General features: G+C 67.2%; 23 protein-coding genes and 2 pseudogenes. 16 read left to right on the top strand and 9 right to left on the bottom strand.

Features of this window, described 5'->3' with window-relative positions; all coding sequences use genetic code 11:
• Positions 1–3 precede the first annotated feature (3 nt).
• On the bottom strand, positions 4–1,323 hold the full coding sequence (locus tag LXE91_RS30815; RefSeq protein WP_039357321.1) for an MFS transporter: 1,320 nt from the start codon (positions 1,321–1,323) through the stop codon (positions 4–6).
• A 161-nt stretch (positions 1,324–1,484) separates the two neighbouring features.
• Between LXE91_RS30815 and LXE91_RS30820 the strand changes: the two genes are divergently transcribed.
• Together LXE91_RS30820 and LXE91_RS30825 are read left to right on the top strand one after the other, a co-directional pair.
• Positions 1,485–2,444 (top strand): LysR family transcriptional regulator, encoded by a 960-nt coding sequence (locus LXE91_RS30820; protein WP_039357318.1) that lies wholly within the window; start codon positions 1,485–1,487, stop codon positions 2,442–2,444.
• 284 nt (positions 2,445–2,728) lie between these two features.
• On the top strand, positions 2,729–3,226 hold the full coding sequence (locus tag LXE91_RS30825; RefSeq protein WP_039357315.1) for an SRPBCC family protein: 498 nt from the start codon (positions 2,729–2,731) through the stop codon (positions 3,224–3,226).
• 64 nt (positions 3,227–3,290) lie between these two features.
• Here the strand turns inward: LXE91_RS30825 and LXE91_RS30830 are convergent, their stop codons facing one another.
• The gene (locus LXE91_RS30830) at positions 3,291–4,013 is read right to left on the bottom strand and encodes a haloacid dehalogenase type II (protein ID WP_039357395.1); all 723 of its coding nucleotides are present in this window, start codon (positions 4,011–4,013) and stop codon (positions 3,291–3,293) included.
• Positions 4,014–4,490: 477 nt separating this feature from the next.
• On the opposite strand from LXE91_RS30830, the gene LXE91_RS30835 reads away from it, so the two are divergent.
• Entirely contained in the window at positions 4,491–6,743 is a 2,253-nt protein-coding gene (locus tag LXE91_RS30835) for a putative bifunctional diguanylate cyclase/phosphodiesterase (RefSeq protein WP_039357310.1), read from the top strand.
• A 19-nt stretch (positions 6,744–6,762) separates the two neighbouring features.
• Here the strand turns inward: LXE91_RS30835 and LXE91_RS30840 are convergent, their stop codons facing one another.
• Together LXE91_RS30840 and cheB are read right to left on the bottom strand one after the other, a co-directional pair.
• Positions 6,763–7,830 carry a response regulator gene (locus tag LXE91_RS30840; protein WP_039357308.1) on the bottom strand — a complete coding sequence of 356 codons (1,068 nt, stop codon included), beginning with the start codon at positions 7,828–7,830 and terminating at the stop codon, positions 6,763–6,765.
• Positions 7,831–7,896: 66 nt separating this feature from the next.
• A complete protein-coding gene (gene cheB, locus LXE91_RS30845) occupies positions 7,897–8,901 on the bottom strand; it encodes a chemotaxis response regulator protein-glutamate methylesterase (protein WP_039357305.1) in 1,005 nt (334 codons plus the stop codon).
• Between the two features lie 337 nt (positions 8,902–9,238).
• Here cheB and LXE91_RS30850 point away from each other — a divergent pair, with 337 nt between their 5' ends.
• The gene (locus tag LXE91_RS30850; RefSeq protein ID WP_039357302.1) at positions 9,239–9,667 is read left to right on the top strand and encodes a hypothetical protein; all 429 of its coding nucleotides are present in this window, start codon (positions 9,239–9,241) and stop codon (positions 9,665–9,667) included.
• Between the two features lie 46 nt (positions 9,668–9,713).
• On the opposite strand, the gene LXE91_RS30855 is transcribed toward LXE91_RS30850, so the two are convergent.
• On the bottom strand, positions 9,714–9,938 hold the full coding sequence (locus tag LXE91_RS30855; RefSeq protein WP_039357299.1) for a hypothetical protein: 225 nt from the start codon (positions 9,936–9,938) through the stop codon (positions 9,714–9,716).
• A 336-nt stretch (positions 9,939–10,274) separates the two neighbouring features.
• Between LXE91_RS30855 and LXE91_RS30860 the strand changes: the two genes are divergently transcribed.
• From LXE91_RS30860 to LXE91_RS30875, 4 genes are all read left to right on the top strand, one after another.
• A complete protein-coding gene (locus LXE91_RS30860; protein ID WP_039357296.1) occupies positions 10,275–10,964 on the top strand; it encodes a DUF969 domain-containing protein in 690 nt (229 codons plus the stop codon).
• Entirely contained in the window at positions 10,961–11,911 is a 951-nt protein-coding gene (locus tag LXE91_RS30865; protein ID WP_039357293.1) for a DUF979 domain-containing protein, read from the top strand. The genes LXE91_RS30860 and LXE91_RS30865 overlap by 4 nt, the downstream gene beginning before the upstream one ends.
• Positions 11,912–11,921: 10 nt before the next feature.
• Positions 11,922–12,944, top strand: a complete 1,023-nt coding sequence (locus LXE91_RS30870) for a DUF2891 domain-containing protein (protein ID WP_039357291.1) — start codon at positions 11,922–11,924, stop codon at positions 12,942–12,944.
• A gap of 114 nt (positions 12,945–13,058) precedes the next feature.
• Complete coding sequence (locus LXE91_RS30875) at positions 13,059–13,382, top strand: hypothetical protein (protein WP_039357289.1); 324 nt, start codon at positions 13,059–13,061, stop codon at positions 13,380–13,382.
• A gap of 42 nt (positions 13,383–13,424) precedes the next feature.
• Here the strand turns inward: LXE91_RS30875 and LXE91_RS30880 are convergent.
• Positions 13,425–13,643, bottom strand: a pseudogene (locus LXE91_RS30880) (IclR family transcriptional regulator); the annotation flags it as partial.
• Positions 13,644–13,658: 15 nt separating this feature from the next.
• Between LXE91_RS30880 and LXE91_RS30885 the strand changes: the two are divergent.
• A pseudogene (locus LXE91_RS30885) lies at positions 13,659–13,862 on the top strand (aldehyde dehydrogenase family protein); the annotation flags it as partial.
• 45 nt (positions 13,863–13,907) lie between these two features.
• Here the strand turns inward: LXE91_RS30885 and LXE91_RS30890 are convergent.
• A complete protein-coding gene (locus LXE91_RS30890) occupies positions 13,908–16,148 on the bottom strand; it encodes a TonB-dependent receptor (RefSeq protein WP_039357281.1) in 2,241 nt (746 codons plus the stop codon).
• Positions 16,149–16,471: 323 nt separating this feature from the next.
• Between LXE91_RS30890 and LXE91_RS30895 the strand changes: the two genes are divergently transcribed.
• Entirely contained in the window at positions 16,472–17,536 is a 1,065-nt protein-coding gene (locus LXE91_RS30895; RefSeq protein WP_039357278.1) for an asparaginase, read from the top strand.
• Positions 17,537–17,624: 88 nt separating this feature from the next.
• Here LXE91_RS30895 and LXE91_RS30900 read toward each other — a convergent pair whose 3' ends face one another.
• Positions 17,625–18,599: a LysR family transcriptional regulator gene (locus tag LXE91_RS30900; protein ID WP_039357275.1), complete on the bottom strand. Its 975-nt coding sequence runs from the start codon at positions 18,597–18,599 to the stop codon at positions 17,625–17,627.
• Between the two features lie 154 nt (positions 18,600–18,753).
• Between LXE91_RS30900 and aspA the strand changes: the two genes are divergently transcribed.
• On the top strand, positions 18,754–20,160 hold the full coding sequence (gene aspA, locus LXE91_RS30905) for an aspartate ammonia-lyase (protein ID WP_039357272.1): 1,407 nt from the start codon (positions 18,754–18,756) through the stop codon (positions 20,158–20,160).
• 108 nt (positions 20,161–20,268) lie between these two features.
• The gene (locus LXE91_RS30910; RefSeq protein ID WP_039357269.1) at positions 20,269–21,780 is read left to right on the top strand and encodes an amino acid permease; all 1,512 of its coding nucleotides are present in this window, start codon (positions 20,269–20,271) and stop codon (positions 21,778–21,780) included.
• A 61-nt stretch (positions 21,781–21,841) separates the two neighbouring features.
• On the opposite strand, the gene LXE91_RS30915 is transcribed toward LXE91_RS30910, so the two are convergent.
• Positions 21,842–22,525, bottom strand: a complete 684-nt coding sequence (locus tag LXE91_RS30915; protein ID WP_039357266.1) for an alpha/beta hydrolase — start codon at positions 22,523–22,525, stop codon at positions 21,842–21,844.
• 214 nt (positions 22,526–22,739) lie between these two features.
• Between LXE91_RS30915 and LXE91_RS30920 the strand changes: the two genes are divergently transcribed.
• The 4 genes from LXE91_RS30920 to LXE91_RS30935 all read left to right on the top strand — a co-directional run bounded on the left by LXE91_RS30920 (position 22,740) and on the right by LXE91_RS30935 (position 25,709).
• A complete protein-coding gene (locus tag LXE91_RS30920) occupies positions 22,740–22,982 on the top strand; it encodes an antitoxin (protein ID WP_039357263.1) in 243 nt (80 codons plus the stop codon).
• A gap of 130 nt (positions 22,983–23,112) precedes the next feature.
• Positions 23,113–23,355, top strand: coding sequence for a PIN domain-containing protein (locus LXE91_RS30925; protein WP_223274293.1), 243 nt, complete (start codon positions 23,113–23,115; stop codon positions 23,353–23,355).
• A gap of 318 nt (positions 23,356–23,673) precedes the next feature.
• Positions 23,674–23,982, top strand: coding sequence for a DUF485 domain-containing protein (locus tag LXE91_RS30930; protein ID WP_039357260.1), 309 nt, complete (start codon positions 23,674–23,676; stop codon positions 23,980–23,982).
• Complete coding sequence (locus tag LXE91_RS30935; RefSeq protein WP_039357257.1) at positions 23,979–25,709, top strand: cation acetate symporter; 1,731 nt, start codon at positions 23,979–23,981, stop codon at positions 25,707–25,709. The genes LXE91_RS30930 and LXE91_RS30935 overlap by 4 nt, the downstream gene beginning before the upstream one ends.
• Positions 25,710–25,870: the final 161 nt, after the last annotated feature.

Genomic DNA, 25,870 nt, shown 5'->3' on the forward strand with positions numbered 1-25,870 from the left:
TGCTCAGGCGCGTGCCGGTCGCATCAACGCGGTGCACATGAGCGCGAACACGCCGAAGCCGACGAGGTACGCGATCACGTAGTGCGGCTGGCCGCCGCCGGCCTTGAGCAGCGACGTCGCGATCATCGGCGCGAATCCGCCGCCGATCACGCCCGCCAGCTGCACCGACAGCGAGATGCCGCTGTAGCGGATTTCCGCGGGGAACTGCTGTGCGAACAGCAGCGATTCCGGTGCGTACAGGATCGGGAACACGACGCCGAGGCCGAGCACGATCGCCCACCACGCGTACGACACCTGCTGCGTGCCGAGCATCAGGAAGAACGGCGCGGCGAACGCGCACATCAGCACGAGGCCGATCGCGAACATCCGGCGCTGGCCGATGCGGTCGCTCAGATGGCCGCACAGCGGCATCGTGACGAGCGAGAGCGCCGCGCCGGCCGTGATCGCGTGCAGCATCTCGGCCTTCGGCAGGTGCAGCTGCTGCGTCGCGTAAGCGAGCGCGAACGTGACGACCATGTAGAACCAGGTGTTCTCGGCGGCGCGCGCGCCGACGATCGTCAGCACCTCGCGCGGATGACGGCGCAGCGCGGCCGTCACCGGCGATTTCTCGGCCTTGCCCTGGCGCTGCATCTTCTCGAAGTCGGGCGACTCGGGCACCTTCGCGCGGATGAACCAGCCGAGGCCGACGAGCGCGATGCTCGCGAGGAACGGCACGCGCCAGCCCCACGACAGCATGTCGGCTTCCGGCAGCGCGGCCACCGCGGCCATCGCGACCGACGACAGGATCAGGCCGAGCCCGACGCCCGTCTGCGGCAGGCTGCCGAACAGCCCCTTGCGGCCCTTCGGCGCGTGCTCGACAGCCATCAGCACCGCGCCGCCCCATTCGCCGCCGACGGCCATCCCCTGCAGGAAGCGCATGGCGATCAGGAGCGCGGCGGCCCAGTAGCCGATGCGGTCGTACGACGGGATCAGCCCGATGATCATGCTCGGCACGCCCATCAGCAGCAGCGTGATCATCAGCATCGACTTGCGGCCGATGCGGTCGCCGAAGTGGCCGAACACGATGCCGCCCATCGGCCGCCCGATGAAGCCGACCGCGAACGTGCCGAACGCGGCGAGCGTGCCGACGACCGGGTCCAGCGACGGGAAGAAGATGCGATTGAAGACGAGGGCGGCGGCAGTGCCGTAGAGGAAGAAGTCGTACCACTCGATGGTGGTGCCGGCCATGCTGGCCCAGCCGGCCAGCAGGTAGTGCTTCGCGGTGCGCTCGGGCGCTGGCGCCGCGATGGTCGCATGCTCATCGAGGGTGGATCGGGTCTGCATGGTGTCTCCGGTTTTTTGTTGCCCGCGGCTCATGGTCCGCAGGTCACGGTCGAGTATAGTTATGCGCAGATTCATGATGTACCGATAAAGAAACCGGTTGGATATGCATTTATGCATATCGACGTCCGGCCCGGAGACTCCAGCCCCTTTTTCCCTCGCTAATGCGACACGCCACCGAGCCGGTTTCCGGCAACCTGAACTGGGACGACCTGCGCTTTTTCCTCGAAGTCGCACGCACGCAGCGCGCGAGCGGCGCCGCGAAGCGGCTGGGCGTCGACTACACGACCGTCGCGCGGCGCATTCGCGCGCTCGAGGCCGCGATGGGCACGCTGCTGTTCGACAAGTCGCGTTCCGGCGGCTTCACGCTGACGGCCGAAGGGCAGCGGCTCGTCGCGTATGCGGACGCGATGGAGACGACCGTGCAGTCCGCGTGCGACCAGGTCGCGAATACGGGCGAGGCGCTGTCGGGCCATGTGCGGATCGGGTCGACGGAAGGGTTCGGCTGCTTCTTTCTCGCGCCGCAGCTCGCGCAGTTCCGCGCCGAGCATCCGCACGTGACGGTCGACCTGCTGCCGGTGCCGCACTTCGTCAACCTGCCCAAGCGCGAGGCGGACCTGGCGATCACGCTCGAGCGGCCCGAGCGCGGGCCTTACGTGGTCACCAAGCTGTGCGACTACCAGCTGCGGCTCTATGCGACGCGCGACTATCTCGCGAACCACGCGCCGATTACGTGCACGGACGATCTCGCGCAGCACGCGTTCATCAGCTACGTCGACGATCTCGCATTCAGCAACGAATTGCTGTACCTGGACCGCGCGGTGCCGGGCGCGACGGCCGGCCTGCGCACGACGAGCGTGATTGCGCAGTATTTCGCGGCGCTGCAGGGCGGAGGGCTGGCGATCCTGCCGTGCTTCATGGCGGCCACGCAGCCGGCGCTGGTGCCGGTGTTGCCGGACGACGTGGTCGTCACGCGGTGCTTCTGGCTGACGTGCCGCGAGGATCTGCGCAAGCTGCGGCGCGTGACCGCGCTGTGGGATTACCTGCGTGCGGCGGCGGATGCGAACCGCGCGCTGCTGTCGGGGGAGTCGGGGAAGCTGAGATTCGTCGGCGAGCCGGAATAGCGGAGCGAGGGGGGGCGGTGGCGACGGCGACGATGTGATCGATCTGGACGAAAAAAGCGGCCGACGAAGATCCGGCCGGTTATCGGGGAAACGCAGATCTGGGCGCGCGGGAATCCGCAGCAGTGGCCGGTGTGGGTGCCGGCGCTCAGCCTGCTGTTCGCGCTCGCGCTGCTGCCGTTGCTGCTCATCTACGCGCGAACGGCTTGGCGCGCGGTCGTGAAGTAGCGGAGGCGGCGGGGCGGTTGTGCCATGATGTCGGCACCGACAGCCGCCAGGAGACGGTCGTGGAAATTCATTCGCAGTGGACGTTCGATTGCCGGCCCGAGCATGTGTGGCCGCATTTTCTGCATGCGCGGATGGACGACACGCGGCCGTTGCTGTTCCGCCTCGGCGTGCCGAAGCCGGTCAGCTGCCGCGTGCTCGAAGGCGTGCCGGCCGTCGGCAACACACGGCAGTGCACGACCGATCGCGGCACCATCGACCAGCGGATTCTCGTGCTCGACGAGCCTCGCCGGCTGCGTTACCGGATGGTGGCGTCGACGGTGTGGTGCCGCGACTGGGTCGGCCTGCTCGAGGACGAATTCACGCTGACGCCCATCGAAGGCGGCAGGACGCGCGTCGAGCGGCGCACCGTGTTCAGTGCACGCGGCCTTTTCAGGCCGGTTCGGCAGATCGGGTTGTGGCTCGCGTTGCAGCAGGCGCACCGGTATGCAGCCCGCAACTGGCGGCGTCTCGCGACGGCGGCGCAGGGGCAGGCGGTCGGGATGGCGCCGGCGCGCTAGGCCGTGGGAGCCGGCGTTCGACGAGCCGCCGGCCTCCTCGCGATCGCGCACCGGAACCCGGTTTTCAACGCGGGCACTCGAGCCGGTCCGCGAGTTCGTTCAGGTCCTTGACGTCGAAATCCCACGCGTCGTCGGCTTTCAGGTCGGTCGTCTGGCCGGGCCCGTGTTCGGTCGGCCGCAGCACGAACGCGGTCGACAGCCCCTGCCGGCGCGCGGCCGCGAGATCGCCGTTGTGTGCGGCGACCAGGCACAGCTCGGCCGGTTCGACGCCGAGAATCTCGACCGTATCGCTATAGACCTGCGGCGACGGCTTGTACGCGCGGACGACCTCCGCGCCGAGAATCGCATCCCACGGCAGCCCCGCGCGTTTCGCGACGTCGACCATCAGCCGGATGTTGCCGTTCGACAGCGGCGCGATGATGAAGCGCCGCTTCAGCCGTTGCAGCGCCGCGACGGCGTCGGGCCACGGGTCGAGGCTGTGCCACGCGAGGTTGAGCGCATCGATGTCGGCGTCCGGCACGTCGACGATCCCGTAGCGGTCGAGCGTGCGGACGAGGTTCTCGCGGTGCAGGACGTCGAGGCGCACGTAGCGGCGGCGCCCGCTGCGGATTTCTTCCATCGACGGCGAATATTCGGCCCGCCACGCATCGGCGAATTCGAGCGGGTCGAGCGAGGGGGCATGGCGGTCAAGGAACGCGGCGGCGCCGCGTGCGACGCCGCTTCTCCAGTCGACGATCGTTCCGAAGACATCGAAAACGAGCGCCTTGATTTCGGCAGGGTTCGTCATGGTGATCCAGTGAGGGTCGATCGATGAGGTGGCGAATCGCCGTGCCGCCGGAATGCGCGACGCCGGCTCGATCGTCATTGAATCACGGATAGGGAATGGCGGCTTGGCCGACAGCGAGGTCGTGCGGCCTGCTCGTCGAGTTCGCGGACGCAGGCCCGTCGCCGCCACAATCTGACGAACGGTTTGCATGCTCGCCGCGCACCACGCGCGGCGTGGCCCCGGGCCGTCGCGCCGCGCGCAAGTCTTTCGGCGAGCTGACTGCCGGCTGCAACCGCCGAGCGGACCACGCGTAACCCCTATGCACGCGGATGCGCCGCTTGTCGCGGATTGGTGTTAAATGTACTTCGGCGCGCGTCGGCACCGCGCGCAATACGGGGCGCACCGGGCATCGGCGTAAACCCGGAGCGAAAAACGGCACGAAGGATCGAAAACGAATCGGGCGCATCAGACCCGATCGGACAGACGGCAGGATTCATCTTGAATACCGAACCGCAAAGTTCTCGTTACAGTCTCGGGCTCGCGGCGGAAGTGCTCGCGTCCGAGCAAAGCGTGCTGAGGCTGATCACGCGCAACACACCGCTGCCGGAGCTGCTCGTCGAAGTCTGCCGGCGCGCTGAAGCTTTGCTCGGCGACGGTGCATCGTGCACGATCCTGCTGCTCGATAGCGACGGCACGCATGTGCACGTCGGCGCAGCGCCATCGCTGCCCGCGCAGTACAGCACGGCGATCGAAGGCGCGCCGATCGGGCCAGCGGCCGGCTCGTGCGGCACGGCGATGTACCTGCGCCGGATGGTCGTCGTCGAAGACATCGAAACCGATCCCCTGTGGGCCGATTACCGTGCGGTCGCACTGCCGCTGGGCTTGCGCGCATGCTGGTCGGTGCCGTTCCTCGACGAGGCGGGCGTCGTGCTCGGCGCATTCGCCGTCTATCACCGCGCGCCACGCCGGCCGGGCGACGAGGAAACCGCACTGTTGCGCGATATCGGCAACAGCGTCGGCCTCGCGGTGCACCAGGACCGGATCGCGCGACAGCTCGCGCGCAGCGAGGAACATCACCGGCTCGTGGTCAACAGCCTGAACGAAGGGATCCTCGTGGTATCGCGCGACGGCGTCGTGATCGCGAGCAACCCGAGTGCGAACCGGATGATGCGCGTGAAGGGCGACCTCGTCGGCCGCCGGCTGACGACGGTGATCCTGCGCAAGCTGCACGAGGACGGCACGCCGATCGCACCCGACGACTGGCCGAGCCGGCGCGCGCTCGAGACGGCCACGCCGCAGCTCGACTACACGGTCGGCTTCGGCCTCGCGGACGGCGACATCATCTGGGTGCGCGGCAACGCGGTGCCGATCGTGAGGCCCGGCGAGAAGCAGGCCGACTCGGTGCTCGTGTCGTTCAACGACATCGGCCCCGTGCGCGAAGCGCAGCAGCAGTTGCGCTACCTGGCGACGCGCGATGCGCTGACGGGTCTCTACAACCGCCGCTGGCTCGGCGACCGCATGCGCGAGCTGTTCGGCGGACACGATGCGGCGGCCGGCGGGCCCGCACGCGTCGCGATCCTGTTCATCGATCTCGTCGGTTTCAAGAAGGTCAACGACACCGCCGGTCACGACGTGGGCGACGCGCTGCTGCGCAGCGTGGCGGCGCGGCTCGCGGCGTGCGGCGGCGGCCAGTACGCGCTGACGCGGGTCGGCGGTGACGAGTTCGTGATCCTCGTCGACGATTGCGACGATCCCGACCGGCTCGCGGTGCTCGCGCGCGAGGTGATCGACGCGATCGCCAAGCCGTTTGCCATCGCGAACAACGAATACTGGCTCGGCGTGTCGATCGGGATCAGCGTCGCGCCGCGCGACGGCGACGATGCCGTCACGCTGATGCGCAATGCCGATTCGGCGATGTACGACGCGAAGCAGCGCGGCCGCAACCACTTCACGTTCTTCACCGCGCAGCTCAACCTGCGGCTGCAGCGCCGCTTCGCGATCGAGCAGTCGCTGCGGCGCGCGCTTTCGTCGGACATGCTGCGGCTCGCGTACCAGCCCGTCGTCGATGCGCGCAGCGGCCGCACGGTCGGCGCCGAGGCGCTCTTGCGCTGGACGAGCCCCGAGCTCGGGCCGATATCGCCGGCGGAGTTCATTCCGGTCGCGGAAGATACGGGGCTGATCGTCGCGATCGGCCAGTGGGTGCTCGAAACCGCGTGCCGGCAGGCGGCCGAATGGCGCCGCACGATCGCGCCCGACATGATGCTGGCCGTCAACCTGTCGCCGCGGCAGTTCCACGAAGGGCTCGTCGAATCGGTCGAGCGCTGCCTCGCGCAGACTCGGCTCGATCCGTGCGCGCTCGAACTCGAGATTACCGAAGGACTGCTGATGAACGACACGGACACCGTGCTGCCGATGCTCGAGGCGCTCACGGACATGAACGTGCGGATCTCGGTCGACGATTTCGGCACCGGCTATTCATCGCTCGCGTACCTGAAGCGCTTTCCGCTGCACAACCTGAAGGTCGACCGCTCGTTCGTGTCAGGCGTGCCCGATCATCACGACTCGGTGGCGATCACGCAGGCCGTGGTCGCGATGGCGCATTCGCTCGGGATGAAGGTCACGGCCGAAGGCGTCGAGACGCAGGCGCAATCTTGGTACCTGCAGCAGATCGGCTGCGACATGCAGCAGGGCTATCTGTTCAGCCGCCCGCTGGAGCCGAGCGACTACGCGCGCCGGCTCGGCGCGATGTGAGCGGGCACGCGTTCGGCGTTCAGTCGACGCGTGGGCCGCCGAAACCGCCGGGGACCGGCGTCGTCGGCGTCGCATCGATCTCGACGCGATTCTTGCCTTCGTGCTTCGCGCGATAGAGCGCGCGGTCGGCGGCTTCGATCAGCACGGTCGTCGGCAGGCCCGGCATCGGCACGATGCTCGCACCGCCGATGCTGATCGTCACGGTGTTGCCGGTCGACGAATGCGCGTGCCGCAGTCGCAGCGCCTCGACCGCGAGGCGGATCTTCTCGCCGAGCAGCCGCGCGGCGCCCGGCGACGTGGCCGGCATCACGACCGCGAATTCCTCGCCGCCGAAACGCGCGGCGAGATCGCCCGACTGGCCGAGGCAGCGCTCGATGGTCGACGCGATCTGCTTGAGCACGCTGTCGCCCGACACGTGGCCGTACGTGTCGTTGTACAGCTTGAAGTTGTCGACGTCGATCATCAGCAGCGACAGCTCGCTGCGCTCGCGCGTGCCGCGCCGCCATTCGGCGGCGAGGTATTCGTCGAGATAGCGCCGGTTCGACAGCCCGGTCAGACCATCGGAATGCGTGAGGCGCCGCAGCTCGAGATTGGCTTCGAGCAACTGCTGCTGCGATTGCCGCAGCGCGCGATAGGCCTCGTCGCGCTGCAGCAGGTTCATGTACGAGCGCGAGTGGTAGCGCACTCGCGCGACGAGCTCGATGCGGTCGGGCAGCTTCACGAGGTAGTCGTTCGCGCCGGCCGCGAACGCAGCGCTCTTGATCACCGGCTCTTCCTGCGTCGACAGCACGATGATCGGCACGTCGCGCGTCGCCGGGTTCGCGCGGTACGCCTTCACGAGGCTCAGCCCGTCGGTGCCGGGCATCACGAGGTCCTGCAGGATCACGGTCGGCCGCGTCTCGATCGCGGTGGCCATCGCGTCGTCCGAGCGCGGGCAGTAGTGGAAATCGATGCCTTCCTCGTCGACGAGCGCGCGTCGCACGGCTTCCGCGACGATCGTCTGGTCATCGACCAGCAGCACCATCGCCGGCACGTCGACGGGCGGCGTGTAGTGGCCGCCTGGCGGGCGAGTCGGGTCAATGGTCATGGTCGATGCGGGTTGTTGCGGTTGTTGCAGGGGCAGGCATGGTGTTGCGCGTGTTCATCGTCGGGCTCAGATTCTCGCGAGCGCCGCCAGCTCACCCGCGATGCGCCCGAGCGGCAGGATCGCGCGCGCCGCGCCGAGTGTCGCGGCCGCTTTCGGCATGCCGTACACGGCGCTCGTCGCCTCGTCCTGCGCGATCGTATGGTAGCCCTTCATCCGCAGCGCCTTCAGGCCGATCGCGCCGTCGCGGCCCATCCCGGTGAGCAGCACGCCGATCACGCGGCCGGGCCAGTGCTCGGTCAGGCTGTTGAAGAACACGTCGACCGACGGGCGATACGGCGTGGCGGCCGGCTCGCGCGTGTATTCGAGCGTGCCGGCACGCGTGATGCGCAGGTGGTCGTCGGTCGCGGCGAGCAGCGCGACGCCGGGCTGCGGGCGGTCGCCTTCGTGCGCGACGCGCACGGTGAGGGGCGTCTGGCCGTCGAGCCATTGCGCCATGCCCTCGGCGAACGCGCGGTCGACGTGCTGGACGATCACGATCGGTGCACTGAAATCGGCCGGCAGGCCGCCGAGAATCGACGCGAGCGCGCCGGGGCCGCCGGCCGATGCGCCGATCGCGATCAGCGGCCCGCCGCCGGCGCGGGAGGCCGTGCCGGCGAGGCGCGTGCCGCCGGGTGCGTCGAGCAGGCGGCCGATCTGGTCGATCTTCGCGAGCAGCAGGCGGGTCGTGTCGCCGGCTGCGCCGTCGCCGAGCCGCGGCGTATCGACCGCGTCGAGCGCGCCGGCGCCCATCGCCTCGAACACGCGCCATGCATTCGCGCCGATGCAGCTCGTCACGATCAGGATCGCGCACGGTCGTTCGGATCGCATGATCCGCCGCGTTGCTTCGATCCCGTCGAATTTCGGCATGATCAGGTCCATCAGCACGACATCGGGCGGCTGCGCGGCGCACAGCTCGACGGCTTGCGCGCCGTCGGTCGCGACCCACAGCACGCGGTGCTCGGGCCGGCGCGCGATCGCGCGGCGCATCGCCTCGACGGCAAGCGGGAGGTCGTTGACGATGCCGATGTTCACAAGCGGAATTCTCCGGTCGGTTCGTAATGTTGGAGGTGGGCCGGGTTCATGGAAGGGGTTGCCTGTTCGGCGCCGCCGGACGGCATCGGCGGCCGGACGGCACGGCATTCTTTTGGTTGGCGACGCCCGAATGCTGTCATGCGGCGCGGGCGGCGGCAATCGAAAAATTCGCGCATTGTGCCGTTTCAGTGCGTTTCCTCTATGACTGTGGGGTGTTTGCCGAGCGCCGTGGAGCCGGGGCGGCCCGCGCATGCCTGTCCGGCGGTTTCCGCGCGACCGGCCGCGGAAGCAGGCATGTTACCGTGGCGGCTTCGATAAAAGATGGGGAGCATGCCGGATGAGCGCGCCCGACACCGTACTGGTCAGCCGCGATCCGTACGCGCCGATCGTGATCGAGCACGACGGCCGGATGCTGTACAGGATCCATATCGAGAGCGGGCACGCGTCGTTCCACCGCGATTTTCCGGTCGATCCGGACGCGGTGCGCGTGCTGCGCGACGACGCCGAGCGCTTCTATTTCCTGTTCGCGGCGCTTCACCATCCGTATCAACTGCGCGCAACGAACCTGTCCGACGCGCAGCGCGAACGCTACTTTCGCACGATCCTGTTTGCCGGCCGCGACGAAGTCGAAGCGTTCATGACGGAACTCGACCGCGCCAGCAACGGCGCGGTCGCGAACCTGCTGAGGATCTTCACGCAGGCCGACTACCGGCAACTGCGCGCGGGCCGGTGGTTCGACACGGGCGCCGGTACGCCGGCCGCGTAGCGCCCGCGTCCGGCCGTCGTCCGCTTCGACGGGCGCAGCCGCGCCGTCAATGGCTGCGCGCGTACCCCTGGATCAGCGCGCGCATCATGCCTTCGACCGTCGCGTCGAGCAGGTCGGCTTCCTGCTCGGACTCCTCGACGAGCGCGGCATACGCGGTCGCGAGCGTCACGCGATCGACCTCATGGCGTTGCTCCATCAGCGTCACCATCCCGTCCTTCGCCAGGTGAGCGGAGAACGCGCGGCTGCCGATGGTCTGGAATACGTCAATCATGGCGGCTCTCCCGTCCGTTGCCGATGCTTTCCAGTGTAGTCGGCGCACCGGCGCTCTGCCACGCGCGGCGGCCCGCTGCACGCCGCCTGCGGGGGCACTGACGCGCGTGCCGCGACCGGCGCGTTCGCGCCGTCCGGCCGTCCCCGATTCCTCCGACGAAACACCGCCGATACATGGCCCGGGCCCGGTGTCCGCAAGCTTCAACGTTTACCCGAAGCAATAAATTGTCGACTTTTTGTCGATAAAGTCTCGTGTTAGATTGCGCCGTCAGAGCCCGGTCCAAACCGGGCAGGCGGCGCAGGCCAAGGCGCCGCGCGTCCGATCCAAGGAGGAGCAATGCTGGTGCTGATTGGGGTGCCGATCGTCGTGATCGGCTTTGCGCTGCGCTTCAATGCGCTGCTGGTGGTCACGATCGCGGGGCTCGCGACGGGGCTGGCGGGCGGGCTGAATCTCGTCGACATCGTCAGCGCGTTCGGCAAGGCGTTCACCGAAAACCGCTACATGGGGCTCATCTGGCTGACGCTGCCGGTGATCGCGCTGCTCGAGCGCAACGGGCTCAAGGAGCAGGCGAAGCGGATGATCTCGCGCGTGCACGCGGCCACCACGGGCCGCGTGCTGATGCTGTACTTCGTGCTGCGCCAGGCGACGGCCGCGCTCGGCCTCACGTCGCTCGGCGGCCATGCGCAGATGGTGCGGCCGCTGATCGCGCCGATGGCCGAGGCCGCCGCGGTCAACCGGCATGGCGAACTGCCCGATTCGGTGCGCCAGCAGATCCGCGCGCACGCATCGGGCGCCGACAACGTCGCCGTGTTCTTCGGCGAGGACATCTTCATCGCGATCCAGTCGATCCTGCTGATCAAGGGCTTTCTCGAACAGAACGGCATCTCGATCGAGCCGCTGCACCTGTCGGTGTGGGCGATCCCGACCGCGATCGCGGCCCTCCTGATCCACTGCACGCGCCTCGCGCTGCTCGACCGCCGGCTTACGCGCGGCTTCGGCCTGGTGGGGCAGGAGGGCGCACGATGATCGGCCTCGAATCGCTGTACACGCTCGCGGGGCTGATGTTCGCCGCGTTCGCGTTCTTCAACCTGACCGATCGCACGAACCCGCGTCGCGTCGTCAATTTCGCGTTCTGGGCGATCTACGCGGTCACGTTCCTGCTCGGCGCGTTGCTGCCGCATTTCGTGACGGGCTGCCTCGCGATCGCGCTCGCGGTGATCGCCGGCTCGGGCAAGCTCGGGCGCGGCAAGTCCGACGAAGCCGGGGAAGCGGCGGCCACGCGGCGCGAGACGCTCGCGCAGCGTTTCGGCAACAGGCTGTTCCTGCCCGCGCTGCTGATTCCGGTCGTCACGCTGATCGGCACGTTCGCGTTGAAGCTCGTGCCGTTCGTCGACCAGAAGAGCGTGACGCTGATCTCGCTCGTGCTCGGCACGCTCGTCGCGTTCGCCGTCGCGCTCGCGATGCTGCGCGATTCGCCCGTGCATGCGGTGAAGGAGGCCCGCCACACGATGGACGCGGTCGGCTGGGCCGCGATCCTGCCGCAGATGCTCGCGGCGCTCGGCGCGCTGTTCGCGGTCGCGGGTGTCGGCGGCGTGGTGTCGGGGCTCGTGAGGGAGTGGGTGCCGATCGATTCGCCGTTCGCGGTGGTCGCGGCCTACACGGTCGGCATGGCGCTGTTCACGATGATCATGGGCAACGGCTTCGCCGCGTTCCCCGTGATGACGGCCGGCATCGGCCTGCCGCTGATCGTCCACCAGTTCCACGGCAACCCGGCGATCGTCGGCGCGATCGGGATGCTGAGCGGCTTCTGCGGTACGCTGATGACGCCGATGGCCGCGAACTTCAACATCGTGCCGGCGGCGCTGCTCGAACTGAAGGACAAGAATGGCGTGATCAAGGTGCAGTGGCCGACGGCCTTGCTGCTGCTCGCCGTGAACACGCTGCTGATGTACGCGTTCGCATTCCGCTTCTGACGAGACCCCAATGACCGACCGACTGACTCCCGAACTCGCCTCGAAATTCGCGTCGCTCGCGCTCGCGCACCTGACCCGCGAATATCCGAACAAGCTCACGCATTCGCTCGCAGGTCCGCACGACGTGCAGGGGCCGCGCGCGCTGCACCCGATCTTCTACGGCAGCTACGACTGGCATTCGTGCGTGCACGGCTACTGGCTCGTGCTGCGCGTGCTCGAACGCTACCCGGCATTGCCGGAGGCCGAGCGCATCGTCGCGATCGTCGACGCGCACTTCACCGACGCGAACGTCGCCGGCGAGCGCGCGTATCTCGCGCTGCCGCACAACAGCGGCTTCGAGCGGCCGTACGGCTGGGCGTGGCTGCTTGCGCTGTCGGCGCAGCTGGAGCGGCTCGCGCTGAAGGGGGCGATGCCGCAGGCCGCGCGCTGGGCGAAGACGATGGCGCCACTGACCGACCTGTTCGTGTCGCGTTTCGAGACCTTCCTGCCGAAAGCGACCTATCCGCTGCGGGTCGGCACGCACTTCAACACCGCGTTCGCGCTGGCGCTCACGCTCGATTTCGCGCGCGACACGCAGCGCGACGGGCTCGCGGCGCTGATCGTCGATACCGCGAAGCGCTGGCACCTGAACGATGTCGCGTGCCAAGCGTGGGAGCCGTCGGGCGACGAATTCCTGTCGCCCGCGCTGATGGAGGCCGAGCTGATGCGGCGCGTGCTGCACGCTGCCGAATTCGACGGCTGGTTCGAGCGCTTCCTGCCCGATCTCGCGCGCGGCGAGCCGGCGACGCTGTTCGAGCCGGCGACGGTCAGCGATCGCAGCGACGGCAAGATCGCGCACCTCGACGGGCTGAACCTGAGCCGCGCGTGGTGCCAGCGCGCGCTCGCCGGCGCGCTGCCGGAAGGCGATGCGCGACGCGCGAAGCTGTTCGAGGCGGCCGACCGGCATCTTGCGAGCGCACTCGCGCACGTGGCCGGCGACTACATGGGCGAGCACTGGCTCGCGACGTTCGCGTTGCTCGCGCTGGAGGCGTAGCGCGCGAAACCCCGCCGGCGGCAAGGTCTTCGGCACGCGGCTATACTCGCCGCTCGAGTTGCATCGCGCCGCATGCGTTGCGCGATGCGGCCATCTGTCTCCTCGCGCCTCACCATGGACAAGCTCATTTCCTACGTTGCCGCGATCCACGGACTCTCGGGGCCGGTGTCGATCGTGTCGCACACGACGTCGCACGATCGCTGGACCGACGACGACGTCGAGGTCACCCGCGACGAAACCGAATACCGCTTCGACAACGGCGCGATCGTGCGCCGCTCGGTCGAGCAGGAGCGCGCGCCGTCCGATCTGTTGTGCGCGGAATGCTGGATCGACTACGACGTGCTCCGCCATCCCGATGCACAGCCGATCGGCCCGACGCGGATCACGTTCGACAACGCCTGCCGCGAGACTTTCTGGTTGCGTTATCACCTGGCTTGAACGTTTCGACGCGTTAGCGCGTAACGGTAATCAACCCGGCAATCAACCCGGCGGCGCACCGTCGGCAGCATGCAGCAGCGGCGCGAGCCGCGTAGCCGCTTCCCGCATCTTCGGCACGTTCTCCAGCAGATCGTTGAGTATCGCGCGCGCGGTCGGCGCATGTACGGCGAGCCGGTCGAGCTCGGCGGCGAGCAACCGCGCATCGGTCAGCGTCCGGTAGGTCATCTTCTTCAGCGTGAGCATCGCGTTGCGCTCCAGCGCAACGATCCGATCATCGTGATGGAAGACACCGACCTCGACGAAGCGAGCACGCTCGCACTGTCGTCGTCGGTCTGCACGAACCGCTTCAACCACATCACGCGCTTCATCACCGAGCTGGAAGTCGGCGGCGTGAAGGATTCGGGGCTCGGCTACAAGGAAGGCTTGCAGGAAGCGATGAAGAGCTTCACGAACGTGAAGACGTACTCGCTGCCGTGGTGAGCGCGGCGGGGAAGGGCATACCAAGCCCTCCCGCTGCCCGCAGCGTTACTGATAGAAGTTGAGCGTGACCATCGCAGAGCGGCCCGGCGCCCACGTCGCGTAGATCGGATACGCGCTCGCGTAATACTTCTTGTCGAACAGGTTCTGCACGTTCAGTTGAACGTCCATCGTCTTGTTCACGCGCCACGTCGCGGCCGCGTCGAAGCGCGCGTAGCCGGGCGTCCATTTCTTCGTCGTCGCGGATACCGACGCGTAGGTCTGGCTCATCACCGTCGCACCCGCGCCGAGCGTGAGCTTCGGCATCACGTCGTAGCTCGTCCACAGCGTGAAGTTGTGCTTGGGCACCATCACCATCGGCAGGCCCGATGCGCCCGGGCTGCCGGGGCCTGCATCGGTCGTGATCGCGTTCAGGTACGAGTAGCCGCCGAACACGTGCCACTTCGGGCTCAGGTTGCCCGTGAAGCCGAATTCGACGCCGCGCACGCGCTGCTTGCCCGCGTTGACCGTGTGACCGAGGCCGTCGCTCACGCGCGCGTTGGTCTTCTCGGTCTGGAACAGCGCCGACGTCAGCGACAGCTGATCCTGCAGCACGTCCCACTTCGCGCCGATCTCGATGTTGCGCGAACGCTCCGGCGCGAGATCCTGGTTCGTCGCGGTGATCTGGTCGGTGCCGCCGCCGAGGCCGCCGTTCGAACCCGGCGGGTTCGACGACGTGCCGTACGACGCATACAGGCTCACGTTGCTCACCGGCTTGAACACGAGGCCGAACTGGTAGCTGAACAGGTTCGACGTGTTCGACAGGTCGGCCACCCCGGCCTGCTTGCCGGTCGTGTCGTAGCGGTCGAAACGCAGCCCCGTGTTGAACTGCCAGCGCTCGGACAGCTTCACGGTATCGAAGATGTACGCGGAAACCGTGTCGGTGCGCGTGTTCGTCGTCGCGCCGGGGAAGCCCTTGTCGCCGTTCAGCACGATGCTGCCGGTCCACGGCATGTTCGGGTTCCAGCCGCCCGCGAGCGGCGTGCAGTTGCCGGCCACCGAGCACGGGCCGCCCGAGCGGATGTTGTTGCCGGCGGAATCCGACACGAGGTAGCCCTCGTAGCGGGCCTGTTCATGGCTGAACTCGACGCCGGCCGTCATCGTGTGCTTCATGCCGAACAGGTTCGCGCTGCCGGTCACTTCGGTCTGGTTCGAGAAGCCGTTGAGCGCGTACTTGCCGCTCTTCGCCTGCAGGCTCAGCATGGTCGGGTTCGACGCGAGGATCTGCGGGTTCGTCGCGACGTAATCGAGCGTCGAGCGGCCGAACATCGTCGTGTTCTTCAGCTTCCAGTCGTCGTTGAGCTTGTGCTCGACGCGCACCTGGGCGGTGTCGGTCTGCCCGTAACGGTAGTCGCGCGTGTTCAGCCCGAAGAACTGGCCGCGATCGGTCGGCACCGGCGTACCGCCCGACGCGCGGAACGGCACGCTGAAGTCCGGCATGTCGTACGAGTTCATGTGGTAGTAGCTGACCGTGACCGTGGTCGGCGTGTTCAGCCCGAACACGATCGACGGCGCGACGCCCCAGCGCTTGTTGTACACGTCGTTGCGGCCGGCCTGGTTCGCGTCGTGACCCATCGCGTTCAGGCGCACGGCCGTCGTGTCGTTGATCTTGTGGTTCGCGTCGACCGTCGCGCGCTTGTAGCCGTCGGTGCCGAAGCCGATGCTGCTGTTGATGAAGTTGTCGTTCTTCGGCGTCTTCGTGACGATGTCGATGCTGCCGCCCACCGAGCCGCGGCCTGCGTAGACCGAATCGGGGCCCTTGATCACGCTGATCTGCTCGACCGCGAACGTTTCGCGGTTCTGCAGCCCCGAGTCGCGCATCCCGTCGACGAAGATCGAGTTGCGCGATTCGAAGCCGCGGATCACCGGGCGGTCGGCCGACGGGTTCGCGGCCGCATCGCCGCCGAGGAACGTGATGCCGGGCACCGAGCGCAGCGCGTCCGCGAACGACGTGACGTTCTTCTCCTTGATCAGTTGCTCGGGGATCACCGTGACCGAACGCGGCGTGTCGAGCAGCGGCGCGGTGAACTTGTACGACGGCGAACGCTTCACCTGCATGTCCGATGGCGCGGTCGATTGAACCGTGATCGTCGGCAGTGTCGCCTGCACGTCGGCGGACGGGGCCGGCTGATCGGCGGCGGGCGCGGGAGCAGGGGCGGTTTCGGCGGAAGCGAGCAACGGGGTCAGGAAAACGGAGCAGGTCAGCGCCGATACGAGGGCGCGAGGCCTCGTCTTGAACTGGGCGGGCATATCGAGAGGCAGCAGAAGGTTCGGTGAGCGGGTGCGTTTTCTCGATGCCGGGCAGGCAGCGCGGCGCATCGGAAAACGTCAATGTAAATGCGTATGATTCGCGTTTGCGATCGCAATTGTACGGATTGGTACTAATTCTGTAAACGATCGAATGGTTTTTGTACTAATTTGGTCAGGCATTCGTGGGGGACGGATTGCCTTTGCGCGGCGTGCAACACCACTTTTCATCGCCCGGCCGGTGCGCCGCGGCGGCGACTCGATACACTGCCGTACCGGTTGGACGGGCCCCGGCAAGCAGGCCCCGAGCATGGAGACAAAACACGATGGACACCCAACGCGCAGCAGTCGTCACGTACCGAGGCGATGCGATCGAGAACACGCACGTCGCCCATGTGGCGGTGGTCGATGCACGCGGCAGGCTGCTGGCCCGGTTCGGCGATCCGTTCCGGATGACGCTTGCGCGCTCGGCGGCCAAGCCGGCGCAGGCGCTGTCGGTGATCGAGACCGGCGCGCCCGAACGCTTCGGCTTCGACGATGCGGATATCGCGCTGATGTGCGCGTCGCACAGCAGCGAGGACCGGCACATCGAACGCACGCGCGCGATGCTCGCCAAGGTCGCCGCGCACGAATCGGACTTGCGTTGCGGCGGCCATCCGCCGTTGTCGGACGCGGTGTATCGCGCGTGGATCAAGCGCGACTACACGCCGACCGGCGTGTGCAGCAACTGTTCGGGCAAGCACGTCGGGATGCTGGCCGGCGCGCAGGCGATCGGCGCCGCGATCGCCGATTACCATCTGCCCGACCATCCGATGCAGGTACGCGTGAAGCACGTGGTGGCCGATGCGTGCGGGCTGCGCGACGACGAGGTGGGCTGGGCGATCGACGGATGCAACCTGCCGACGCCGGCGTTTTCGCTGGACCGGCTCGCGCGTCTGTACGCATCGCTGGCCGACGGGGCGGATACGGTGGAAGCGGGCGGTGGCGACATCACCGATCGCGTGCGTGCGCTGGCGCGCATTCATCATGCAATGACCGCGTATCCGGAGTTGGTCGCTGGCGAAGGCCGCTATTGCACGGTGCTGATGAACGCGTTCGACGGGCAGGTGGTCGGCAAGCTCGGCGCCGATGCGTGCTACGGGATCGGCGTGCGTGCGTCGGCGCGCACGCGGGCGCTGGGCGCCGATGGCGCGCTCGGCATCTCGGTGAAGATCGAGGACGGCAATCTCGACGTGCTCTACATGGTCGTCAGCGAACTGCTCGAGCGGCTGCAGATCGGCACGGCCGAGCAGCGCGCGCCGCTGGCCGGCTTCCATCGGCCGAGAATGCTCAACACGCAGGGTGTCGAGATCGGGCACGTCACGTTCCCGTTCGAATTGCAGGCGGCGTGAACGGCGTGAACGGCGTGAATGCGCGGCTGTCGGTGGCCCGCGACGCGGGCCGTGCGCAGCGGTGCGAACGTGACCAAGGGCGCGTGCGCTACACGCTCGCGCCGCGAATCTTCGTCAGCTCCAGCGCCGACAGCTCGCCGATATGCGCGAGGTGCTCGAGGAGAAAGTCCTTCAGCACGCGCAGCTTTGCCGAGCTGCGCCGGTTCGCCAGATAGGCGATGTAGATGTATTCGCCCGTCAGCCGGTTCTGCAGCCGGTAGCGCGGCAGCACCGCTTCGAGCCGGCCGCTCGCGAGCAGGTCGCGCACCAGCCAGATCTCGAACTCCGCGATGCCGAGCCCCGCGCAGGTCGCTTCGAGCAGCAGCTCCGAATGGTCGGTGACGAGGTTGCCGGCCGGCAGCACGCTGTGACGCGCGTCGCCTTTCACGAGATCCCAGCGCGGATCGCCTTCCGGGTGCACGTAGCGCAGGCAGTTGTGTTGCTTGAGATCGTCCGGCGTGGACGGGCGCCCGCAACGGTCGAGGTAGCCGGGCGTCGCGCAGAGGATGCTGTCGTTGCGCGACAGGCGGTGGACGACGAGGTTGTCCAGGTAGTTCTCGCCCTCGTGAATGTCGAGATCGAAGCCGCCGGCCACAAGGTCGTTGTGATTGTCGGTGAGCCGCACGTCGAGCTGGATCGTCGGGTAGCGCGCGAGGAACGGTGCGACCAGCGGTGCGAGATGGCGGCGGCCGAACGCCACCGGCGCGGTGAGCTTCAGCGGCCCGCTCGGCTGCGCGTTCAGCTCGGCGACCACGCGCAACGTGTCGTCGAGATCGGCGATCAGCGTGACGGCGCGTTCCAGGTAGATATGGCCGGCTTCGGTGAGCGTCACGCTGTGCGTGGAGCGGTGCAGCAGTGCGACACCGAGGGCCTCCTCGATCGCCGTGACCTTGCGCGCGACGGTGGACGTCGACACGTGCATCTCCTTCGCGACCGCCGAAAAACTCCCCGTTTCGACCACCCTGACGAACGCGCGCATCGCGCCCATGTGATCGATGCCGGTTTCCTTCGCGCCTCTTTTCATTCGATTCTCGCTGTTGCGTCCCACGCAAAACCGCTTTCGATAATACAGAAGCGAGCTTGTTTTTGCAAAGGCATAGAATGCGAACCCGTCGCATCGGGAAGCGGCGCACGACAAAGCGGCACGACGAGCGGCACGAGACATCCAGGAGGGCACGATGACAGAAAACGGCTTCCGCGTCGAAGCGGATCTTTTAGGTAAGCGAAGCATTCCGAGTGAGGCCTACTACGGCGTCCATACGCTGCGCGCGAAGGAGAATTTCGACATTTCCGGCCGCACGATTGCATCGCTGCCGTTCCTCGTGATGGCGCTCGCCGCGGTGAAGGAGGCCGCGGCCGACGCGAACTGCGAGCTCGGGCTGCTGCCGCGGCCGCTTCGCGATGCGATCGCCGCTGCGTGCGTCGAGATCCGCGAAGGGCGCCTGCACGACCAGTTCGTCGTCGACATCATCCAGGGCGGGGCCGGCACGTCGACCAACATGAACGCGAACGAGGTGATCTGCAACCGCGCACTCGAGATCATGGGGCACGCGCGCGGCGAGTACGAATACCTGCATCCGAACGAGCACGTGAACCTCGCGCAGAGCACCAACGACGTCTATCCGACCGCGATTCGCGTCGCGACCTGCTTCGCGGTCGAACACCTGCTCGAAGCGATGGCGCGCCTGCGCGATGCGTTCGCGGAGCGGGCCGACGCGTTTGCCGGCTTGCTGAAGCTCGGCCGCACGCAACTGCAGGATGCGGTGCCGATGACGCTCGGCCAGGAGTTCTCGACCTACGCGGTGATGCTGACGGAAGACATCGCGCGCCTGCAGGAAGCCGGCTGGCTGATCCGCGAGATCAATCTCGGCGCGACCGCGATCGGCACGGGGATCACCGCGCATCCGCAGTACGCGGAGAAGGCGCTCGCGGCGCTGCGGCGCATTACCGGGCTCGACCTGAGCACCGCGCCGAACCTGATCGAAGCGACGCAGGATTGCGGCGCGTTCGTGCAGGTGTCGGGCGTGCTCAAGCGGATCGCCGTGAAGCTGTCGAAGATCTGCAACGACTTGCGGCTGCTGTCGAGCGGCCCGCGCGCCGGGTTCGGCGAGATCAACCTGCCGCCCGTGCAGGCCGGCTCGTCGATCATGCCCGGCAAGGTGAATCCAGTGATCCCTGAGGTCGTGAACCAGGTTGCGTTCGAGGTGTTCGGCAACGACCTGACCGTGACCTTCGCGGCCGAGGCCGGGCAGCTTCAGTTGAACGCATTCGAGCCGGTGATCGCCAGCGCGCTGTTTCGCAGCTTCAGTCATCTGACGGCCGCCTGCACGACGCTCGCGCAGCGTTGCGTGAGCGGGATCACCGCGAATCCCGAGCGGCTGCGCGAAACGATGGAGCGCTCGGTCGCGCTCGCGACCGCACTGAACCCGTACATCGGCTACAAGCGCGCGACCGCCGTGGCGGCCGAGGCGCACGCGACCGGCAAGTCGATCCGCGAGGTCGTACTGGAGCGCGAGTGGATGACCGATGCGCAGCTCGACGAAGCGCTGCAGCCCGAAGCGTTGATCCGGCCGCGCGTGCTTTGACGCCGGCTGCGCGGGCTGCCGGTGCGCGACGCCGGCGGCTTGCGTGCGGCTGCATCCGAAGCGCCCCCGCGCGGGGCGCGACACATCAAGAAACTACGGAGACACACGATGACTCACAGCAGTGAGCGCCCGGCCGATCCGGCCGGCGGCGCGGATTCCCGACATGCCGACCCCGATGCGATGTTCGCGTCGCACGAAGCCGGCTATGCGAAGCAGTTGAAGCCCCGGCACGTGCAGATGATCGCGATGGGCGGTGCGATCGGCACCGGCCTCTTTCTCGGCGCGGGCGGGCGCCTGCAGCACGCGGGGCCCGCGCTCGCGCTCGTGTACCTCGTGTGCGGCGTGTTCGCGTTCCTGATCATGCGCGCGCTCGGCGAGCTCGTGATGCACCGGCCGACCAGCGGCAGCTTCGTGTCGTATGCACGGGAGTTCATGGGCGAACGCGCATCGTTCGTCGCGGGCTGGATGTACTACCTGAACTGGGCGACGACCGGCATCGTCGACATCACCGCGGTCGCGATCTACATGAAGTACTGGGCCGTGTTCACGGACGTGCCGCAGTGGGTGTTCGCACTCGGCGCGCTCGGGATCGTGTCGGTGATGAACATGATCGGCGTGAAGGTGTTCGGCGAGATGGAGTTCTGGTTCTCGCTCGTCAAGGTGGGGACGCTCGCTGTGTTCCTCGCCGTCGGCGCCGTGTTTCTCGCGAGCGGCCACCCGGTCGCCGGCCAGATGCCGGGGCTGCACCTCGTCGCGGATCACGGCGGGATCTTCCCGCACGGCATCCTGCCGGCCGTGCTGATCGTGCAGGGCGTCGTGTTCGCATATGCGAGCATCGAGCTCGTCGGCGTCGCGGCGGGCGAGACCGCCGATGCGCGCAAGGTCTTGCCGAAAGCCATCAACAGCGTGATGTGGCGGATCGCGCTGTTCTACGTCGGCTCGGTCGTGCTGCTGACGATGCTGCTGCCGTGGACCGCGTACAGCGCGCACGAAAGCCCGTTCGTCACGTTCTTCAGCAAGCTCGGCGTGCCGTACGTCGGCACCGTGATGAACGTCGTGGTGCTGACCGCCGCGCTGTCGAGCCTGAACTCCGGCCTCTATTCGACCGGGCGCGTGCTGCGCTCGCTCGCGATGGGCGGATCGGCGCCGCGCTTCGTGTCGCGGATGAACGCACGCGGCGTGCCGTACGGCGGGATCGTGATCACGGTCGCGATCAATGCGATCGGCGTGCCGCTGAACTACATCGTGCCGGCGCAGGCGTTCGAGATCGTGCTGAACATGGCGTCGCTCGGGATCATCACGACGTGGGGCTTCATCGTGATGTGCCAGATTCTGTTCCGCCGCGCGGTCAACCGCGGCGAACTGAGGGCCGTGTCGTTCCGGATGCCCGGCGCGCCGTTCACGTCGTGGCTCACGCTGGCCTTCCTCGTCGGCGTGCTGGTGCTGATGGCATTCGATTACCCGGGCGGCACGTGGACCATCGCGACGATCCCGGTCGTCGTGCTCGCGCTGGTGGTCGGCTGGAAGCTGGCGAAGCGCGGCGCCGCACGGGAGCGGGCGGCGGATGCGCTTGCGTCCGCGGCGACGCGCGCCGTCGCCGATCCGGCGCGGGGCGCCTGAAGACGGTATGCGCCGGGCGCGCCGAGTCGTTTGGGGCCGGCGCCCCGGCCCTTCGTGACAGTCAGTTCAATCCGGTGCGTTCGCCGATCCAGCGGCCGAAATCGCCGGCCATCTCCGCGGTCAGCTCGTGGCCGGCCGCGTACAGCCGCGTCTCGTGCGCGACGCCGAGCGCCGTGAGTTTTGCATCGGCGGTGTCGGCCCATGCGACGGGCAGCTTGTCGTCGAAGCGGCCGTGCACGATCAGCGCATGGAGCGGGCGAAGGGCATCGCGCGGCGCGATCAGCGGATCGATTTCAGGCAGGATGCGCCCGCACAGCACCGCGAATGCGGTGACGTCCTGCGGCGACGTGAGCCCGACGCTCGCGCTCATGATGCCGCCCTGGCTGAAGCCGGCAATCACGGTCGGCAACGCGGCGCCTGCGTCTTTGCCGGCGCGCAACGCACGCAGCAGCGTGATCAGCCGGATGCGGCTCGCGTCGGCGCGCGCCGCATCGATTTCGGGGCCGTTCGGGCCGAAGCGCACCGGAAACCACGCGTGCTGATCGGGCCCGAACGCAAGCGGGGCGCGCAGGAATGCGATTTCAACGCGCGGATCGATGACGTCGGCCAGGTTCAGCAGGTTGGTTTCGTTGCCGCCGACGCCATGCAGCAGCAACAGGCGGGCAGCGGGGCGGCCGGCGGCCGGGCGCAGCCGGTACTGGAGGCCGGATTCGGGATCGGTGGTCAGCGGCAGGACGTCGGTCATTGCGTTGGGTCCGGGAGGGGGGGCGATGTGACAGTCTAGAGCGGGCCGGCGGGAAGGTGAATCGCCGGATGGCGATTGATTGTTTCCCGAAGGGAATGAATCGGGTGTTCCACGGCGCTCGGCCGGCAGGTGCCCTGTGCCGAGGGCATGGCTCGTCATCGGGATGCACAGTTGTTAAAGTGGGTGCATTTTGTAAGTGCGTGAGGAAATGAGGATGGATACTGCCAGGATTTTCGAGCATGGCGGATCGCAGGCTGTCCTTCTGCCGAAGGAATTCCGCTTCGAAACGACCGAGGTACGGATTCGTCGCCACGGGTCATCCGTCATCCTCGAACCGGTGCCGCAAGGCTGGGCCTGGCTCACGCCACTGATCGGCCCGGTCGACGCCGATTTCGAGGCTGCGACTACGACCGGGCCTGCCGCTCAGCAGCGCTCAGGTCTGGACGTATTTGAATGAATTTTTGCTGGATACCAATGCGGCAATCGCCATCATGAAAGGCGAGCCGGCCATGCTGGCCCGGCATGCCGGCGATCGTCGCGCGTGAACTCTATTGCGGTGCTGCTAGCGCCAGAGGGCGGCAGCGAACGTGGCACGTGTCGAGGCACTTCAGTTCGAGGTGGTGTCGCTCGATGCGGAAAATGCCCGGCACGCCGGCGCGGTTCGTGCGCACCCGACTGCGGTCGGCACTCCGATCGGTCCGTACGATGCGTTGATCGCGGGGCAGGCGCGCGCACGGCCTCTGGTGCTTGTCACGTATAACGCGCGCGAGTTTGCGCGAGTCCCGGCGCTACAGATCGAGGATTGGCTCGTCGAGACGCGTGAAGACTGATCGCGTCGATGCCATGCTCCGTCTGCGCTCGTACCCTTCCATCGGCATCGATCGATGCGAGTAACTGTCCTTGCGCGGAAATGTCCGTTTATTGAGGACGGTCGAAAAATCGCGTCCTGACTGCCCCGCATCGCTACGCTGAAACCGCATCGCCGTTGCAGCGCGCCCCGCACACGCATCCAGCGCCCCGCGTGCGGCAGCACCGCGTACCGCTAGGGAAAACCATAGCGCGCACACGCAAGATCGAGTAAGCCCGCAGTCAGTTTCGCTCTTCAGAATCGCCACACTCATTCAAAAAAGCACATCAGGAGACAGGCGATGCATGATGGGTTGGTGAAAAAAATCGAAGCGCATCCGAAGTATGCGCTGCTCAAGCGACGGCGCAATGCGCTCGGCATCTGCCTGACCGTGCTGATGCTGATCGTGTACTACGGCTACATCGCACTGATCGCATTCGACAAGTCGTTCCTCGCGAAGCCCGTGAGCACCGGCGTGACGAGTGTCGGCGTACCGGTGGGCATGGCGGTGATCGTGTTCACCGTCGTCATCACCGGCATCTACGTGCGCCGCGCGAACAACGAATACGATCAACTGACGCAGGACATCCTGCAGGACGTCGCCCAATGAAGAAGACACTTTCGATGACGCTGGTCGCGTTGCTGGCCGCGCTCGCGTGCGGCGCGGCCGTCGCGGGCGGCGGCGATGTCGGGCAGACCGCCAAGCAGGCAACCAACACCACGGCCATCGTCCTGTTCGCACTGTTCGTGGCCGGGACGTTGTGGATCACCAAGTGGGCGGCTTCGCGCACGCGTTCCGCTGCGGATTTCTACACCGCCGGCGGTGGCATTACCGGGTTCCAGAACGGCCTGGCGATTTCGGGCGACTACATGTCGGCCGCATCCTTCCTCGGCATTTCCGCGGCGGTGATGACGTCGGGTTACGACGGCCTGATCTACTCGATCGGCTTCCTGGTCGGCTGGCCGGTCATCACGTTCCTGATGGCCGAGCGGCTGCGCAACCTCGGCAAGTTCACGTTCGCCGACGTCGCGGGCTACCGCTTCGAGCAGGGGCCGATCCGCAGTTTCGCCGCGGTCGGCACGCTGGTGGTGGTGGCGTTCTACCTGATCGCGCAGATGGTGGGCGCGGGGCAGCTCATCAAGCTGCTGTTCGGTCTCGACTACTGGATGGCCGTCGTGATCGTCGGCGCGCTGATGATGGTCTACGTGCTGTTCGGCGGCATGACCGCCACCACCTGGGTGCAGATCATCAAGGCGTGCATGCTGCTCGCGGGCGTGACCTTCATGGCGATCATGGTGCTCGCGCAGTACGGCTTCAGCCCGGAGGCGCTGTTCGCCCATGCCGTGGAAGTCAAGACCGCGATCGCCGCGAATGCCGGCAAGTCGCCGGACGACGCGACCCGGATCGGGCTGTCGGTGATGTCGCCGGGCGGGTTCATCAAGGATCCGATCTCGGCCATCTCGTTCGGCATGGCGCTGATGTTCGGCACCGCCGGCCTGCCGCACATCCTGATGCGCTTCTTCACGGTGCCGGATGCGAAGGAAGCGCGCAAATCGGTGTTCTGGGCCACCACGTGGATCGGTTACTTCTACGTGCTGATCTTCATCATCGGTTTCGGCGCGATCACGCTGGTGCTGACCAATCCGGAGCTGGCCGACGTGGCCAAGGGCGTGATCAAGGGCGGCGCGGGCACGGCCAACATGGCTGCGGTGCTGGTGGCCAAGACGGTGGGCGGCGACGTGTTCTACGGCTTCATCTCGGCCGTGGCGTTCGCGACGATCCTGGCGGTGGTGGCCGGGCTCACGCTGTCGGGTGCATCCGCCGTGTCGCACGATCTCTACGCGACCGTTTTCAAGAACGGCAAGGCCAACAGTGCCGACGAACTGAAGGTGTCGCGCATCACGACGCTGGTGCTCGGCGTGATCGCCGTGCTGCTGGGCATCGCGTTCGAGAAGCAGAACGTCGCGTTCATGGTGTCGCTGGCGTTCGCCGTGGCGGCATCGGCCAATTTCCCGGTGCTGTTCCTGTCGATGATGTGGAAGGGATGCACCACGCGTGGCGCAGTCATCGGCGGCTTCCTCGGGCTGGTTTCGTCGGTGGGGCTGACGATCGTGTCGCCGTCGGTGTGGGAGGCGACGCTCGGTCATCCGAAGGGTTCGGCTTGGTTCCCGTACACGTCGCCCGCATTGTTCTCGATGACCATCGGCTTCGTGGGCGTGTGGCTGTTCTCGGTACTCGACACGAGCCTGCGCGCGAAGGCGGAGAAGGGCGCGTTCGCCGCACAGCAGGTGCGTTCGGAAACGGGGCTGGGGGCGACGCGCGCCAGCAGCCACTGACCGGTCGTTAGCCGACCACGCCCGCCCCGGGGCCGACAATGCAGCTCAGTGCATCGTCGGCCCCGGTGCGGGCGGAATCGTTTTCATCCGGCCGTCGAATTACGCTCCGACAATAATAAATCGCGAATTGGATTGAATTCGTCGATAATGCGCAAACGTTT

Origin of the sequence: Burkholderia contaminans, from assembly GCF_029633825.1 — a bacterium.
Classification (GTDB): Bacteria; Pseudomonadota; Gammaproteobacteria; order Burkholderiales; family Burkholderiaceae; genus Burkholderia; species Burkholderia contaminans.

Coding starts and splice junctions, on each gene's coding strand:
- LXE91_RS30840 (WP_039357308.1), bottom strand. CDS start 7,830: ATGACCATTGACCCGACTCGCCCGCCAGGCGGCCACTACACGCCGCCC.
- LXE91_RS30815 (WP_039357321.1), bottom strand. CDS start 1,323: ATGCAGACCCGATCCACCCTCGATGAGCATGCGACCATCGCGGCGCCA.
- LXE91_RS30865 (WP_039357293.1), top strand. CDS start 10,961: ATGATCGGCCTCGAATCGCTGTACACGCTCGCGGGGCTGATGTTCGCC.
- LXE91_RS30860 (WP_039357296.1), top strand. CDS start 10,275: ATGCTGGTGCTGATTGGGGTGCCGATCGTCGTGATCGGCTTTGCGCTG.
- LXE91_RS30875 (WP_039357289.1), top strand. CDS start 13,059: ATGGACAAGCTCATTTCCTACGTTGCCGCGATCCACGGACTCTCGGGG.
- aspA (WP_039357272.1), top strand. CDS start 18,754: ATGACAGAAAACGGCTTCCGCGTCGAAGCGGATCTTTTAGGTAAGCGA.
- LXE91_RS30830 (WP_039357395.1), bottom strand. CDS start 4,013: ATGACGAACCCTGCCGAAATCAAGGCGCTCGTTTTCGATGTCTTCGGA.
- LXE91_RS30920 (WP_039357263.1), top strand. CDS start 22,740: ATGGATACTGCCAGGATTTTCGAGCATGGCGGATCGCAGGCTGTCCTT.
- LXE91_RS30870 (WP_039357291.1), top strand. CDS start 11,922: ATGACCGACCGACTGACTCCCGAACTCGCCTCGAAATTCGCGTCGCTC.
- LXE91_RS30900 (WP_039357275.1), bottom strand. CDS start 18,599: ATGAAAAGAGGCGCGAAGGAAACCGGCATCGATCACATGGGCGCGATG.
- LXE91_RS30930 (WP_039357260.1), top strand. CDS start 23,674: ATGCATGATGGGTTGGTGAAAAAAATCGAAGCGCATCCGAAGTATGCG.
- LXE91_RS30890 (WP_039357281.1), bottom strand. CDS start 16,148: ATGCCCGCCCAGTTCAAGACGAGGCCTCGCGCCCTCGTATCGGCGCTG.
- LXE91_RS30820 (WP_039357318.1), top strand. CDS start 1,485: ATGCGACACGCCACCGAGCCGGTTTCCGGCAACCTGAACTGGGACGAC.
- LXE91_RS30895 (WP_039357278.1), top strand. CDS start 16,472: ATGGACACCCAACGCGCAGCAGTCGTCACGTACCGAGGCGATGCGATC.
- LXE91_RS30915 (WP_039357266.1), bottom strand. CDS start 22,525: ATGACCGACGTCCTGCCGCTGACCACCGATCCCGAATCCGGCCTCCAG.
- LXE91_RS30910 (WP_039357269.1), top strand. CDS start 20,269: ATGACTCACAGCAGTGAGCGCCCGGCCGATCCGGCCGGCGGCGCGGAT.
- LXE91_RS30855 (WP_039357299.1), bottom strand. CDS start 9,938: ATGATTGACGTATTCCAGACCATCGGCAGCCGCGCGTTCTCCGCTCAC.
- LXE91_RS30935 (WP_039357257.1), top strand. CDS start 23,979: ATGAAGAAGACACTTTCGATGACGCTGGTCGCGTTGCTGGCCGCGCTC.
- LXE91_RS30850 (WP_039357302.1), top strand. CDS start 9,239: ATGAGCGCGCCCGACACCGTACTGGTCAGCCGCGATCCGTACGCGCCG.